The sequence below is a fragment of the Paraburkholderia sp. J41 genome (genome assembly GCF_905220235.1).
GTDB lineage: Bacteria > Pseudomonadota > Gammaproteobacteria > Burkholderiales > Burkholderiaceae > Paraburkholderia.
The window spans coordinates 220,510-234,517 of record NZ_CAJMZE010000007.1 but is presented as its reverse complement, the minus strand read 5'-3'; the positions used below and the strand labels follow the sequence as shown (position 1 = coordinate 234,517).

At 67.3% G+C, this 14,008-nt stretch carries 13 protein-coding genes; 5 read left to right on the top strand and 8 right to left on the bottom strand.

What is annotated here, in order from left to right; all coding sequences use genetic code 11:
* The first annotated feature begins 23 nt into the window (after positions 1–23).
* Both U5805_RS09975 and U5805_RS09970 read left to right on the top strand, forming a co-directional pair.
* The gene (locus U5805_RS09975) at positions 24–1,778 is read left to right on the top strand and encodes an FAD-dependent oxidoreductase (protein WP_322103304.1); all 1,755 of its coding nucleotides are present in this window, start codon (positions 24–26) and stop codon (positions 1,776–1,778) included.
* Positions 1,775–2,974, top strand: coding sequence for an FAD-dependent oxidoreductase (locus U5805_RS09970; protein WP_322103303.1), 1,200 nt, complete (start codon positions 1,775–1,777; stop codon positions 2,972–2,974). Before U5805_RS09975 ends, U5805_RS09970 begins: the two co-directional genes overlap by 4 nt.
* A gap of 109 nt (positions 2,975–3,083) precedes the next feature.
* On the opposite strand, the gene U5805_RS09965 is transcribed toward U5805_RS09970, so the two are convergent.
* Positions 3,084–4,217 (bottom strand): porin, encoded by a 1,134-nt coding sequence (locus U5805_RS09965; protein ID WP_322103302.1) that lies wholly within the window; start codon positions 4,215–4,217, stop codon positions 3,084–3,086.
* 405 nt (positions 4,218–4,622) lie between these two features.
* Between U5805_RS09965 and U5805_RS09960 the strand changes: the two genes are divergently transcribed.
* Genes U5805_RS09960 through U5805_RS09950 form a run of 3 tightly spaced genes read left to right on the top strand, consistent with a single transcriptional unit; the run spans position 4,623 to position 8,076 of the window.
* A complete protein-coding gene (locus U5805_RS09960; protein ID WP_322103301.1) occupies positions 4,623–5,573 on the top strand; it encodes a dihydrodipicolinate synthase family protein in 951 nt (316 codons plus the stop codon).
* Positions 5,566–6,867, top strand: a complete 1,302-nt coding sequence (locus tag U5805_RS09955; protein ID WP_322103300.1) for an NADH:flavin oxidoreductase/NADH oxidase — start codon at positions 5,566–5,568, stop codon at positions 6,865–6,867. Before U5805_RS09960 ends, U5805_RS09955 begins: the two co-directional genes overlap by 8 nt.
* Positions 6,868–6,903: 36 nt before the next feature.
* Entirely contained in the window at positions 6,904–8,076 is a 1,173-nt protein-coding gene (locus U5805_RS09950; RefSeq protein ID WP_322103299.1) for an FAD-binding oxidoreductase, read from the top strand.
* A 166-nt stretch (positions 8,077–8,242) separates the two neighbouring features.
* Here the strand turns inward: U5805_RS09950 and U5805_RS09945 are convergent, their stop codons facing one another.
* The 7 genes from U5805_RS09945 to U5805_RS09915 form a co-directional block, all read right to left on the bottom strand.
* Complete coding sequence (locus U5805_RS09945) at positions 8,243–9,001, bottom strand: amino acid ABC transporter ATP-binding protein (protein WP_322103298.1); 759 nt, start codon at positions 8,999–9,001, stop codon at positions 8,243–8,245.
* Positions 8,901–9,647 carry an amino acid ABC transporter permease gene (locus U5805_RS09940; RefSeq protein ID WP_322103297.1) on the bottom strand — a complete coding sequence of 249 codons (747 nt, stop codon included), beginning with the start codon at positions 9,645–9,647 and terminating at the stop codon, positions 8,901–8,903. The genes U5805_RS09945 and U5805_RS09940 overlap by 101 nt, the downstream gene beginning before the upstream one ends.
* The gene (locus U5805_RS09935; RefSeq protein WP_322103296.1) at positions 9,647–10,321 is read right to left on the bottom strand and encodes an amino acid ABC transporter permease; all 675 of its coding nucleotides are present in this window, start codon (positions 10,319–10,321) and stop codon (positions 9,647–9,649) included. The genes U5805_RS09940 and U5805_RS09935 overlap by 1 nt, the downstream gene beginning before the upstream one ends.
* An 86-nt stretch (positions 10,322–10,407) precedes the next feature.
* On the bottom strand, positions 10,408–11,208 hold the full coding sequence (locus U5805_RS09930) for a transporter substrate-binding domain-containing protein (protein WP_322103295.1): 801 nt from the start codon (positions 11,206–11,208) through the stop codon (positions 10,408–10,410).
* A 210-nt stretch (positions 11,209–11,418) separates the two neighbouring features.
* Complete coding sequence (locus U5805_RS09925; protein ID WP_322103294.1) at positions 11,419–12,186, bottom strand: SDR family NAD(P)-dependent oxidoreductase; 768 nt, start codon at positions 12,184–12,186, stop codon at positions 11,419–11,421.
* 31 nt (positions 12,187–12,217) lie between these two features.
* Complete coding sequence (locus U5805_RS09920) at positions 12,218–12,979, bottom strand: SDR family oxidoreductase (RefSeq protein ID WP_322103293.1); 762 nt, start codon at positions 12,977–12,979, stop codon at positions 12,218–12,220.
* A gap of 195 nt (positions 12,980–13,174) precedes the next feature.
* Positions 13,175–13,972, bottom strand: a complete 798-nt coding sequence (locus U5805_RS09915; RefSeq protein ID WP_322103292.1) for an IclR family transcriptional regulator domain-containing protein — start codon at positions 13,970–13,972, stop codon at positions 13,175–13,177.
* Positions 13,973–14,008: the final 36 nt, after the last annotated feature.

Genomic DNA, 14,008 nt, shown 5'->3' with positions numbered 1-14,008 from the left:
GCGAACCAACCCCAGGATCTTGCATGGAAACGAGCGAATCCGTTCCGATCGAATTCGAAGGCGAGGTATTGCAGGCGCGGCGCGGCGAAACGCTGGCGGCGGCGCTGGTCGCGCATGGCATCCAGCGCTTTCGCACCACGCCTCGCGAGCAGCCGCGCGGCATGTTTTGCGGCATGGGCGTGTGCCAGGACTGTCTTGTCGAAGTGGATGGCGTGCCGAACCAGCGCGCCTGCATGACGAAGATTTCGCGGCCGCTTTCGGTGCGCATGGGTAGCCAGCGCGCGCCGATCGCCATTCACGCCCAGGCGCGCGACGTTCACGGCGAGCAGGCGTCTTGCGCACGCGAGAGCGCGCCCGTCATCGAAGTGCGTCGCCCGCAGGTGCTCGTGATCGGCGCTGGCCCGGGCGGTATCGCGGCGGCGCTCGAAGCCGCGCGCGCGGGCGCCTCCGTCACCGTGCTCGACGAGCGCAGCCTGCCCGGCGGCCAGTATTTCAAACAGCCCGGCGTGGCGACGGGTGCGCCCGGCGTGCCGGGCCCCGACGCGCAGCATGCGCGCGGCGCGCGTTTGATTGCCGAGGCGCGCTCCGCGGGCGTGCAGATCGTCAACGACGCGCTCGTGTGGGGCGCGTTCGCGCCGCGCGAATTCGTCGCCGTGGAAAAGGGGCGCTCGGTGCGCTATCTGCCCGAGATCGCCGTCGTCGCGACCGGCGCGTACGAGCGCGGCTGGCAGGTGCCGGGCTGGACGCTGCCCGGTGTGATGACGACGGGCGCGGCGCAAACGCTCTGGCGCACGTCGCGGCGCGTGCCCGGCAAGCGCGTGCTGATCGCGGGCAACGGTCCGCTCAATCTCCAGCTTGCGGCCGAACTGACCGAAGGCGGCGCGCAGGTGCTGGCGGTCGTGGAGGCGGCGCGCGCGCCTGCCGCGCGCGACTGGCGCACCTTGCTCGACATGGGCCGCTGCGCGCCCGACCTCATCGCCGAAGGCTTGCGTTATCGCCGCATCGCGCGCGCGGGCGGCGCGCGCCTGCTCTACGGGCAATGGCTCGACGCGGTGACGGCCGGGCCAGAAGGGCTCGTCGCCACGCTCGCGGGCGGCGCGAACGACGCGCTTGACGGGCACAAGGAGCGCCAGGAGCACAAAGAGCGCTTTGTTGCCGATGCGGTTTGTCTCGGCTATGGCTTCGAGCCTGCCAACGAACTGTTGCGCGCGCTCGGCTGCGCGCACGAATACGACGCGGCGCGCCGTCAACTCGTCACGCAGTGCGACGCCCACGGCCTCACGTCGATGCCGGGCGTCTACGCCCTTGGCGACTGCACCGGACTTGGCGGCGCTCGCGCCGCGCTCGCGCAAGGCGCGCTGACCGGCATGGCCGTCGCGGCGGCGCTCGGTTACGGCGTGAGCGCGCGAGCCAAGGCCGAAGCCGCGCGCGCGCTCGGCAAGGCGCGGCAATTCCAGGCGGCGCTATGGACGCTCTATGCGAGCCCGCTCGCGCGCCCCGAAGCGCCGTGCGGCGACACGCTGATCTGCCGCTGCGAGGAAGTGAGCTTCGCAACGCTGCAAGCGGCGCTCGACGAAGGTCTCACGACCGTCGGTGCGATCAAGCGGCGCACGCGCATCGGCATGGGCCGCTGTCAGGGCCGATATTGCGCGCCGGTTCTCGACGAGATCGTGAGCGCGCGCGCGGGACGGGAACGCGACGAGTTGTCGGGATTCGCGCCGCGCGTGCCGGTGAAACCGGTGACCATCGCCGAACTCGCCGGAGTGCCGCCGACGTGACCCCGCCGACATCGCTTCACGACGCCGCGCCCGCATGCGGCGCGCTGCCGTTCGCGCGCACCGACATCGCCGTGATCGGCGGCGGCATTGTCGGCATGAGCGTGGCCGGCTTTCTCGCCCACGAAGGATGCGAGGTCGTCGTGCTCGACGCCGCCATTGCCGGCGGTTCGACCGCCAACGCCGGCAGTCTCCATGTGCAGATGCAAAGCCGCTTCATGCGGCTGTTTCCGCATCGCGTGGCGGGCATGGAGCGGCAGTTGCCGCTTTATCCCGAAGCGGTGCGCTTCTGGCGCGATTTCGAGGCGACCACGGGCGGCCACTTCGAACTCAAGATTTCGGGCGGCCTGATGGTCGCCGAAACGCCGCAACAGCTCGACTTTCTCGTGACCAAAAGCCGGCGCGAGCGCGAACTGGGCCTCAGCACCGAAATTCTCGGCCGCGACGACCTTCGGCGGCTGGCGCCGTGGCTCGGGCCGCAGATCGTCGGGGCGGAACTTTGCGCCGACGAGGGCAAGCTCAATCCGCTCAAATGCAATGCGGCAGTGCGCGCGTGGGCGTGCCGCGCGGGCACGACGGTCGTAGAACCTTGCGCGGTGCGCGCGGTGGAGCCGGACGGCGCCGGGTACGTGCTGCACACCGCGCGCGGCCCGCTGCGCGCGCGGCGCGTGGTCGTGGCGGCGGGTGCGGGGGCGCGCGCGCTCATGGAAGGTCAGGGCGTGTCGTTGCCGGTGGACCCGGAACCGTTGCAAATGACCATCACCGAGGCCGCGCCGCCGTACATCTCGCATCTCGTGCAGCACGCCGAGCGCTCGATCACGCTCAAGCAGCTCGCCAACGGTCAGGTGGTGATCGGCGGCGGCTGGCCCGCGCGGCTCGATGCGGGCGCAACGCAACCCGTCGTCGAATTCGGGAGTCTCGCGGGCAATCTCGCGCTCGCGCAGGCACTCGTGCCTTCGCTCGCGCCGCTCCAGGTGATCCGCACGTGGGCCGGCATCAACGCGAAGGTAGACGGACGCGGCGTGCTCGGCGAGATGCCGGGGCGCCCCCGTCTTTATGCGGCGATTCCCGGCGACGCGGGCTACACGCTCGGGCCGCTCAGCGCGCGCATCGTGGCCGATATCGTGCTCGGCCGCGAGCCGGGCGTCGATCTCGCGCCTTACGCGACGGACCGGTTCGAAGCGGCGGGCGTGGCGTAAGCGCCAACGCAAAGCGCGCTACACGCCTCGCCTCGCCGGGAGCCATCCGGCGATATTTCGGTATGCGAAATAAAAAGCGGGCCGTGCGCGATGCGCGGCCCGCCGGGCTCTAGAAGCGGTGCCGCAAGCCGAGCCGCACGCTGGTTTGCGTGCTGGTGGTGGACGGCGTGAAGAGATAACCCTGCACGGCGTCGAGACCCGAAGAAGTCTTCAGGTAAGAGGTCTGAAGATAGACGTCGGTGCTCTTGGAGAGAAGGTAGTCGAAGCCGAGGCTCGCTTCGTTGTAATGCTCGTGTTCGAACGTCGAGTAGAAGTAGCCCGCCGAAATCACGAACGAAGGGCGCACCGTCCACGAAGCGCCCACGTCGTAGGTGCGCAACGTATTGGTCGTGCCGAATCCCTTGAACCAGACGTCCGAATAGGCGGCGCCAAGCACGAGATTGGGCAGCGTGTAGCTCCCGCCGACGGTCAGCACGCTCTGGCTGTCGATCGCGAGCGGCGTGCTCGAATACAGGTCGGTGACGGCACCGGTGGCGGGGTCGCGCACGGCCGTGGTCTGGCCGAGGAACGTGAATGCGCCCATGGAAGCATACGGGTCGATCGCGTTCGAACCCGAAGGATTGTTCATGCGCAGATAGACCGCGCCGAACGAATAGCGGTCGTGGTTGTACTGGATACCCGCACCCCAGGAGCTGTCCTGATGCAAGCTGCCGGCCACGTTGCCGAACGCGTAGAGCGCGCCGGCCTGGAGACCGTGAAAGTCGGCGCTCTTGATCTTGACGGCGTTGTCGAGGCGCTCCCAGCCCATGCGGTCGAGATCGCCCTGGTGAGTGGCGTAGCCGCTCGCCCACGCGCTCATGGCGTATTGCGCGGTGTAGTCGTAGATGAGGTCGTACTGGCGGCCCATGGTGACGGTCGCCCACGGCGTTTCGAGTCCGACCCAGGCCTGGCGGCCGAACAGGCGGCTGCCCTGGCGTGCCTCGCCATTGAGCGCGTCGAAGCCGTTTTCGAGCGTGAACAGCGCCTTCATGCCGCCGCCCAGGTCTTCGGTGCCTTTGAAGCCGAGGCGGTTCCCGGAGGCGATCGAGTCGTCCATCTTGATGTTGCGGCTGCCGCCTTCGTTGCTCACGTAAGTGGGGCCCACGTCCATGACGCCATAGATGGTGACGCTGCTTTGCGCATGCGCGGCGCTCGCCACCGTGGCGGCTCCGGCCAACGCTGCAAAACGACGGATCGTTCTCATGCCATTTCACTCCCTGTCATTGAAGCTATGGTTAGGAATGCCAATCGATCCCCATGACAGATGCGCCCGCGCGAATCTTTCTTCCTGCCCGACCCCGTAGCGGTTCGTGTTATGTGCGCATCGCGTACAACAAGAATCTTAGGCGTACAGCGCTTTCTGAAAAAGCGTGCGCTATGCTAACATTTGGGCGCAGTGTGAACAAAATAACGTCACGAGTTTTTCGCGAAATTGTGGCGCGAGGCGCAATTTTCTTGTGGGGCGTTCGAGAAAACCCTTAATTCCGCGAGCCAAAAAGGGCCGCGAAACGGGTGCGAACGCTCTGGGAACCCACCGGCCGCCACACTGCGGGTCGAGAATTTATGTGCGCATGGCGCCTGCCAACCTAATCGAGTATCGGAGCAATCAGTGAGCAAAACCTTCCGCGGCAGCTACGGCGTCACCGTGACGCCCTTCACGGACGACGGCAAATCGATCGACGAGGCAGCGCTCAAGCGCTTTCTCGACTGGCAACTGGAAGCCGGTTCGCCCGGCGTCATCATTCTGGGCACCACGGGCGAATTCCTCACTGTGACCGACGAGGAGCGCACGCGCTATGTGGAAGCGACCGTCAATCACGTGGCCGGGCGCATGGACGTGCTGGTGGGCACCATGAACGCCTCCACGGCGAACGCGGTGCGCTACACGCGCGAAGCCGAGGCGCTGGGCGCGGACGGCCTGATGATCGTGCCGCCCTATTACTACACGCCGACCGACGACGAAATTTTCGAGTATTACCGCGCGATTTCCGAGTCCACCTCGCTGCCGATCATGCTTTACAACAATCCGGTGACGACCAATGTGGACATGTCGGCCGCGCTGGTCGCGCGCATGACGAAGGCGTTCGACAACGTTCGCTATATCAAGGAAGCGAGCCTGGACGCGGCGCGCGTGTTCGATATCGTCGAGCTGACCGAAGGCGTCATGAACGTGTTCGCGGGCGAGCGTCCCGTCGAATGCTTCCTGCTCGGTGCGGTCGGCTATGTGAATCCGTACGCGAACTACCTTCCCGAGGCGTCCACGCGCCTGTGGGACGCGCTGGCGGAGGGCGAGATCGACGAAGCCAAGGAGATCCAGAAGCGCATCGCCGCGTTCGACCGCATCATTGCCGAAGGCCATCCGACTTACGGGCATCAGTGCTACTCGAAGGCGCTCGCGGCCGCACGCGGTTATCCGGTCGGCGACGTGCGTCCGCCGCTCACCACCTTCGCCGCGCTCGGCGAGGAAGGTCTCGAACGCCGCGCGCGCATCATGGCGATCCTCGGCGAGATCGACGCCTACGTGCGCGAGTGCGCCGCGCGCCGCGCCCAGCATGCTTGAGCGCACGCCGCCATCGCCCGCGAGCGCGAACGCGCCGGCCGCGCCGAAGGTCCGGGACGTGCCGGACGTGCCGGACGTTGCGGACCTTCCGGGCGAGACTGGCGGCGGCGTGCCCGCGCTGTTCACCCCGTTCGCCAGGCGCGCGCTGAGCGTGCGCAACCGGCTCGTCGTTTCGCCGATGTGCCAGTACCGCGCGCAGGAAGGCCGCGTTGCCGACTGGCATCTGGAGCACCACGCGCGGCTCGCGCTGGGCGGCGTGGGCGCCGCGCTCGTGGAGGCGACCGCGGTGACGCGTGACGGCCGCATCAGCGAAGGCTGTCTCGGCCTTTGGGACGATGCGCAGATCGACGGCCTCGCGCGCATCGCCGCGATCTATCACCGGCAAGGCGCGGCGCTCGGCGTGCAGATCGGCCACGCGGGGCGCAAGGGCAGTTCCGCGCCGCCATGGGACGGCGCGGGGCCGCTCGCGCGCGACGCAAGCGAGCGCGCCTGGCAGACCGTGGCGCCCTCGGCGCTCGCGCACGCGCCCGGCTGGCCCGCGCCCGCCGAACTCGGTGCGGCGCAGATCGCGCGCATTGTCGAAGCGTTCGCCAACGCGGCGCGCCGCGCCGTGCGCGCGGGCGTCGATTTCATCGAGATTCACGGCGCGCACGGCTATTTGATCCACACATTTCTCTCGCCGCTCGCGAATTGCCGCGAGGACGATTACGGCGGCAGCCCGCACGCGCGCATGCGCTTCGCGCTGGACGTAGCGCACGCGGTGCGCGCGGCCATTCCCGCGACCATGCCGCTGTGGTTTCGCGCGTCGTGCGTCGACGGCCTCGAAGGCGGACTCACGCTCGACGACACCATCGCGCTTGCGCGGGCGCTCAAGACGGCCGGCGTCGACGTGATCGACTGCTCGTCGGGCGGCATTCGCGGGCCGGTCGCGAGCGGCGGCGCGCGCGAAACGCCGGGGCATCAGGTGCCCTACGCGGCGGCGATACGGCGCGGCGCGCAAATCGCCACGGTGGCGGTCGGGCTCATCACCGACCCGCACGAGGCCGAGCGCATCGTCGCGCATGGCGACGCCGATCTGGTCGCGCTCGCGCGCGAGTTGCTCGCCGATCCCAACTTCCCGTATCGCGCGGCGTGCGCGCTGGGCTTGCCCGAGCCGCATCGGGTGCTGCCCGCCGCCTTTGCGTTTTTTCTGGCGCGTCGTAACATGCATGCGCGCCCGGTCGACGGCAAGCCGATCGACCCAGCCGATCAACCCGTCGATGCATCCGGCCGACAACGACCGCCGCGGACCTGAGCGCAGGTTCAGCCCGCCCGCGCGCCTCCGACAACCATGACGCAGTCCCCTTCCTTCCGCATGAGCGATGTCATCGTGATCGGCGGCGGCCTTGCCGGCTGCGCCACGGCCTACTATCTCGCGCGCGACGGCGTGTCCGTCACCGTGCTGGAGCGCGGCGAACTCAACACGCAGGCGTCGGGTTCGAACGCGGGCAGTCTGCATGCGCAGATTCCGCATGATCCGTTCGTCAACAAGGGCGCGGCCTGGGCGGCGCAATTCGCGCCGACCGTGGGACTGCTGCGCCGTTCGATCGAAGAGTGGCGCGGGCTCGACGCGCTGCTCGGCGAGCCGCTCGAAGTCGCGCTCAAGGGCGGCCTGCTGGTCGCCACCACGCAGAGGCAAATGGCCGAGATCGCCGCCAAGGCCGAGGTCGAGCGCGGCCAGGGGCTCGACGTGCGGCTGCTCGATCGCGCGGGCGTGCGCGCGATCGCGCCGTATCTCGCCGACAACGTGATCGGCGGCGCCTTCTGTCCCGACGAAGGCAAGGCCAATCCGCTCGCCGCCACGCTCGCCTATGCGCGCGCGGCACGCGCGCTGGGCGTGCGCATCGAGCGCGACATGCCGGTCACGGGCCTCGTGCGCGAGCGCGACGGCTTCGCCGTGCAGACGCCGCGCGGCGGGCTGCGCGCGCGGCGCGTGATCAACGCGGCGGGCGCCAACGCGGGCAACGTCGCGGCGCTGCTTGGCGTGAAGCTCGAGGTGCAGGGTTTCGCCATCCAGGTGGCCGTGACCGAGCGCGTCGATCCGTTCATCGCGCATCTCGTCTATTCGGCCGGCGAAAAGCTCACGCTCAAGCAGAACGGCGCGGGCTCGGTGCTGATCGGCGGCGGCTGGCCCGCGCGCTGGCATCCGCGCGGACACGCCGTGACCGACCCCGACTCGCTCGCGCGCAACATGGCCGTGGCGCTGGCGGCCGTGCCCGCGCTCGCCTCGCTGCGCGTGGTGCGCACCTGGGCCGCCGTGGTCAACGGCACGGACGACTGGAAGCCGGTGGTGGGCGAGGTGCCCGGCATTCCGGGCTTCTACATCAACTTCTTTCCGTGGATGGGCTTCACGGCCGGCCCGGCGATGGCGCGTATCGTCGCGAGTCTCGTGCAGGGCGTGGCCGCGCCGTTCGACATCGACCTTGCGCCGTTCCTGATCGGCGGCACGCCGGTGCCGCACTGAGCGGCAACGCCGTATTCGCTTCTGAGCGGCAACGCCGCATTCGTTTCGACCGGCGGTAACGAAACGGGCCGCGTCCGCGGCCCGCTTTTCTTCGCATTTCCCGTTGCGCCGGCATAGGGAGATGCGCGGCGATGCAGGGCGATGCGCGGCGCTTGCCGCGCCTTCGTCAGTGGCGCAATACCTTGCTCACGAAATCGCGCGTGCGGGATTCTTTCGGATTGCCAAATATCTCCGCGGGCGTTCCCACTTCCACGATCTGCCCTTTGTCCATCATGACGATGCGCGTCGATACCTCGCGCACGAACGCCATTTCGTGCGAGACCAGCAGCATCGTGATGCCGTCGCGGGCGAGTTCGCGCACCGTGTCGAGCACTTCCTGCACGAGTTCGGGGTCGAGCGCGGCCGTGATTTCGTCGAGCAGCAGCAGTTCCGGGCGCAGCGCGAGCGCGCGCGCGATGGCCACGCGCTGCTGCTGGCCGCCGGAGAGTTCCTCGGGATAGCTATGGTGCTTTTCGCCGAGGCCGACGCGGCGCAGCAGCTCTTTCGCCTCGCGTTCGACTTCGTCGCGCGCGCGCTTCTTGATCTTGACGGGCGCGATCGTCACGTTGCGCAGCACGTCCATGTTCTGGAACAGGTTGTACTGCTGGAACACGATCGCCATGCGCTCGCGCGCCTTGCGCACGCTCGCTTTCGAGCGGTAGTCGAGCGGTGCGTCGTCGAGCGCGACTTCGCCTTGCGTCGGCGGCAGCAAGCCCATCAGCACGCGCAGCAAGGTGCTTTTCCCCGAGCCCGACGGCCCGATCAGGCTGACGATTTCACCGCGCTCAACCGACAGAGTGATGTCGCGCAGGACCTGATGTTGCGCGTACGCGCTTGAGAGATTTTTGACTGCGAGGTGTGGCAAGGCGATTCTCCAGATGGGCACCCAGACGGCTCAGCGGGTAAGACAGGATGAAATAGGCGGCCAGCACGGCGCCATAGACGAGGAACGGCGAAAAGCCGCGGTTCATCAGCACCTTGCCGCTGAAGGTGAGTTCGACCACGCCCATTTGCGAGGCGAGCGACGTGTCCTTGATGAACATCACCATGAATGCGAACGCGGGCGGCAGGATCACGCGCCACGACTGCGGCAGCAGCACCGAAAACAGCATGCGCGCGTAGCCGAAGTTCATGACGTGCGCCGCTTCGATCTGCTGGCGCGGCACCGATTCGAGCCCCGCGCGAATCACCTCGGAGAGAAACGCCGTTGCGACGATGCAGATCGACACCGTGGCGATCGTGAAGAGGGAGATATCGGCGCCGAAGCCCTGCAACGCGAACATCACGATGAACAGGTTGACGAGAAACGGAATGCGCCGGAACACTTCCACCAGCACCGTCAGCACGAAACGCAGCGGCGCGAGCCAGCGCGTGTGCGTGAAGCGGACCACGGCAATCGCGAAACCCGCGGCGAGTCCGACCGAACAGCCGAGCGCCGTCATCGCGAGCGTGCGCAGCATCGCGTCGAACAGGAAGGCGAACGTGAAGCGCGTGAAGAAAGTGGGCGCCTGGGCGATGAGTTGGTCGAACATCAGAAGATCCTCGCTTTGACGCGAAAGGCGTAGCGGCCGGTCAGCGCGAGCGCGATCGAGGCGACGAAGGTGAGCGCCACGTAGATGGCCGCGACGACCGAGAACGTTTCGATGGTGCGCATGTTCTCGCTGGAGATGTTGATCGCGCGCCCCGTGAGTTCCTCCACGCCGAAGATCGCGCCGATGGAGCTGCCCAGCACGAGCCACACGAAGAAGTTGCATAGCGGTGCGTAGATGGTGCGCGCGATATGCGGCAGCAGCACGTAACGCACGGTTTGCAGCCGCGACATGCCGAGCGTTTCCGCCGTTTCCAGTTCCGACTGGCGCACGGACACGATGCCGGAGCGCAGGATGTCGGTGAGATACGCGCCCGAGTTGAGCGTGAGACCGATCAGCACGGCGGTCATGGGCGAGAGCGTGATGCCCACGTCGGGCAACGCATAGAACAGGAAGAAGATCTGCACGAGCGCCGGCGTGTTCGTGAAGAACGTCACGTAGAGCGCGACCGCGCGCTTGACGAGCACGCCGCCGTGCATCTTGCCGAGCGCGCCCGCGAGGCCGATCGCCGCGCCCAGCCAGAACGAGACGAAGGCGATTTCCAGCGTCAGGCCGGCGCCGGCGAGCAGATAGGGCAGATGGCGCCAGACATCGGCATATTGAAGGGTATAGGGCATCGAAGTGCGTTCGCTTGGCGCGGCCCGGAAAAGACGGGGCGCCGCGGCGGAGGCGCGGCCGCTGCCGCCTCCGCGCGCCCCACGCGTCAGAAGAACGGTTGCGGCACGACGGGCTTGAGCATCGGCGCGCCGTAAGCCGCTTTCCAGGTGTCGTTGACGTAGCCGCTCGAATGCAGGTCGTACAGCACCACGTTCAGATAATTGCGCAGCGAGTCGTTGCCCTTCGCCACGCCGATGCAGTCGTAATTCACGAAGATCGGATCGTTGAGCGTGCGCCACTTCACGTTCGGGTAGTTCTTCGTGAAGCTCATGAAGAAGTCGATGTTCTCGACGATGGCGTCGCCGCGCCCTTGTGCGACGGCGCGCACGGTGTCGGCGATCGAATCCACGAGCAGCATCTTCGCCTTCGGCAGCTTGTCCTTCACGTAATCCACCGACCAGTTGCCGCGCATGTCCACGAGCGTGACCGAAGGCGAGTTCAGGTCGGTCCACTTCGCGGCCTTGATCTTGTCGGTCGTGAGCACGGCCATCGACTCGGTGTGCAGCGGCACCGTGAAGTCGATCAGCTGCGCGCGCTCGGGCGAGCGCGTGAGCGCGCCGAGCGAGATGTCGATACGGTCCGAAACGAGAAACGGCACGCGCTGCGCGGCTTCCGTCGGCACGAATTGGGCCTTGACGTTCAGCGAGGCGGCAATCTTGTTGCCGACGTCGATATCGAAGCCGGCTAGCTGGTTCTGGGCGTTGTATGCGCTCATCGGCGGGAAATTCGGATTCACGCCGATACGGATCGTGCCGCTCTTGATGATCTGGTCGAGCGGGCGCGCCTGCGCGAAGGAGGCTGTGAAGGCAACGACCGCCGCCAGGGCGTACGTAACTGCTTTAAGCATTTCGAACTCTCCAGGATGGACGACAAAGGAACGGTCCCGGCGGATGTGCTCTCGTTTATAGACCGCCGATAAAAAACTCGTGTAATGACAAAAATCCGCTCACTAAAATGTGCGCCTGACGCACAGATGTTTGCACTATTTCGGGGGATATGCCATCGGAATAAGTGCGAATTGCCCGCAGGCCGATGCGCGAAGCGCGCGGCGGCGCGCTCAGCGCAGATATGTGGCGCCGTTGACGTCGAGCGTCGCGCCGCTCAGGTGGCGCTGGCGGCCGCTGGCGAGGAAGGCGACAAGCTCGCCCAGTTCCTGCGGCGGCACCCATTCGCCCATTGCCAGCGTGCTGTTGATGCGCTCCTCGCCGCCTTGGGTGGCGGCGAAGGCTTCCGACATCTGCGTGCGCACGACGCCGGGCGCGACGATGTACGCGAGCAAGCCTTCGCTCGCATACGCGCGCGCGATCGTTTGGGTCGCGGCGCGCACGGCGGCTTTCGATGCGGCGTACGCGATCGTGTCGGGATTGGTCACGCCGCGCTGCGCGGCCCAGCTCGAAATGGTCACGAGCACGCCCGCGCGCCGGGCGCGGAAGTGCTTCACGGCGCGGCGCATCAGACGGGCGGGCGCGAGCACGTTGACCGCGAGCGTGTCGTTCCAGACGGCGTCCCAGGTGGCTTTGTCGGACTCGAAACCGCCGTGCCAGAGCATGACGGCCGCGTTGTTGACGTACACGTCGATGCCGTCCCACGCCGATTGCGCGGCGTCCCACAGCGCTTCCGTTGCGTCGAGGTCGTGCAGGTCGGCCTGCACGAAGCGCTTGTGCGTCCCGGGCACGCCCGCGAGCGCTTCCTCGGCGCCCGCGCGGTCGCCGCCGTAATGCGCGACGACACGCGCGCCCGCGCGGCCCAGCGCGGCCGCGACGGCGGCGCCGACGCCCTTGGAGGCGCCGGTCACGAGCACGCGGCGATTGTCGAGGCGAATCATGTTAGTCATCCTTACTATTTGCTTCGTGCGTTCAGACGGCGCAGAAGCCTGCGTCCACGGGCAGCATGACGCCGGTGATGCCGCTCGCGAGCGGCGAGGCGAGGAAGAGGGCGCCTTGCGCGACTTCCTCCGCGGTGGCAAGACGCTTGAGCGCGTTGCCTTGCGCAAGCTGTTCGAGCGCGGCGTCGTGCGGCTGGCCGCCGGCGGCGGCGCGATGACGAATGCGTTCGAGCAGCGCGGCCGTGGCGATCGGGCCGGGCGCGAGCGCATTCACGCGCACGCCCGCCGGGCCGAGATCGCGCGCCGCGGCGCGCACGATGCCTAGCACTGCGTGCTTGGACGCCGTGTAGAGCATTTGTTGCGGATGCGCCGTGAACGAGTTGATCGACCCCATCGCCACCACGTTGCCGCGGCTTTCGCGCAGCGCGGGCGCGGCCTGCGCGAGCATCATTGCCACGCCGCGCGCGTTCACGGCCATCACGCGGTCCCATTCGTCGAAATCCAGCGCCTGGGTGGCGCGCCAGCCCGGCACGAGACCGGCGTTGGCGATCAGCACGTCGAGGCGGCCGAAGCGTTCGAGCGTGAGCGCGATGCACGCGCTCACGCTGGCGGCTTGGGTGACGTCGCAGTCGGCGGCGATCAGGGAAGCCGGCGCGGCTTCGCGCGGTGAGCCGGGAAGGTCGGCAAGCACGCCTTGCGCGCCGTGCGTGGCGAACAGCATGCCGATCGCGTGACCGAGACCGCGGCCCGCGCCCGTGATGAGAACGACCTTGTTTTCCAGCAATGACCGCATCGCAGCTTCCCGTTCACTAGTACCGAAAAAGTGAAACGATGTTAGCGCACAGAAGTTCGCGATGCAAACAAAAATAAAAACGAAGATGGGCGCGATGCGTGCGCCACGCGCGCCGGAACGAACGATAAAAAAAGCCACGCGGCGTTACCGCGTGGCTTTTTGTGACGACGAAGGCGGAGTCCGCGCGGCGGGCCGTCAGGCTTGAAGCGCCCGGGTAATGTCGCGCGAAGCTTCCAGCATTTCGGAAAGAATCCGCGTGCGGATTTCGGTGGGGGTGACGCGCTCGGCGGGGCAGCACACGTTGAGCGCGGCGACGACCTTGCCTTCGCGGTCGCGGATCGGCACGGAGATGGAGCGCAGGCTGATCTCCAGTTCCTGGTCGACAATGGACCAGCCTTGCAGGCGCGTTTCATCGACCAGCTCGCGCAGCTTCACCTTCGAGGTCACCGTGTGCGGCGTGAACTTCTGCAATTTGGCGGTTTCCAGATATCGATGAAACTCCGCGTCGGGCAGCGCCGCCAGCAGCACGCGGCCCGTGGAGACGCAGTGCGCGGGCGAGCGGCTGCCGATCGACAGATCGACGTTGACGAGCCGGTTCGACGAGGCGCGCGCCACGTAGATCACCGAGTCGCCGTCGAGCACGGCCGCGAAGCACGACTCCTGAACCGTGGCGGAAAGGCTGTTCATGATGGGCTGCGCGATGTCCCAGATGTTCATCGACGAAAGCGCCGAGAAGCCGATCTCGAGAATCTTCGGCTTGAGGCTGAAGTATTTGCCGTCGGTTTCCGCGTAGCCCTCGCGCACCAGCGTGAGCAGGAACCGCCGCACCGTGGCGCGCGTCATGCCGCTCGCTTCGGCCACTTCGCTCAGCGTGCGGCGCGGCGTGTGGCGGTTGAACACCTTGATGACTTCCAGGCCGCGTGCGAACGAACCTACGTAGTCGCGGTCGCGGATTTCGTCGTCCTCTTCCAGTCCCGCTTCATATGCGGCCATGTTTTTCCTCTCAATTGCGATTGCTTTGGGCGCGAT

Excerpts from the sequence above, each read along its gene's own strand:
- U5805_RS09975 (WP_322103304.1), top strand. The coding sequence starts at position 24 with ATGGAAACGAGCGAATCCGTTCCGATCGAATTCGAAGGCGAGGTATTG.
- U5805_RS09965 (WP_322103302.1), bottom strand. The coding sequence starts at position 4,217 with ATGAGAACGATCCGTCGTTTTGCAGCGTTGGCCGGAGCCGCCACGGTG.
- U5805_RS09955 (WP_322103300.1), top strand. The coding sequence starts at position 5,566 with ATGCTTGAGCGCACGCCGCCATCGCCCGCGAGCGCGAACGCGCCGGCC.
- U5805_RS09950 (WP_322103299.1), top strand. The coding sequence starts at position 6,904 with ATGACGCAGTCCCCTTCCTTCCGCATGAGCGATGTCATCGTGATCGGC.
- U5805_RS09940 (WP_322103297.1), bottom strand. The coding sequence starts at position 9,647 with ATGTTCGACCAACTCATCGCCCAGGCGCCCACTTTCTTCACGCGCTTC.
- U5805_RS09935 (WP_322103296.1), bottom strand. The coding sequence starts at position 10,321 with ATGCCCTATACCCTTCAATATGCCGATGTCTGGCGCCATCTGCCCTAT.
- U5805_RS09930 (WP_322103295.1), bottom strand. The coding sequence starts at position 11,208 with ATGCTTAAAGCAGTTACGTACGCCCTGGCGGCGGTCGTTGCCTTCACA.
- U5805_RS09925 (WP_322103294.1), bottom strand. The coding sequence starts at position 12,186 with ATGATTCGCCTCGACAATCGCCGCGTGCTCGTGACCGGCGCCTCCAAG.
- U5805_RS09920 (WP_322103293.1), bottom strand. The coding sequence starts at position 12,979 with ATGCGGTCATTGCTGGAAAACAAGGTCGTTCTCATCACGGGCGCGGGC.
- U5805_RS09915 (WP_322103292.1), bottom strand. The coding sequence starts at position 13,972 with ATGGCCGCATATGAAGCGGGACTGGAAGAGGACGACGAAATCCGCGAC.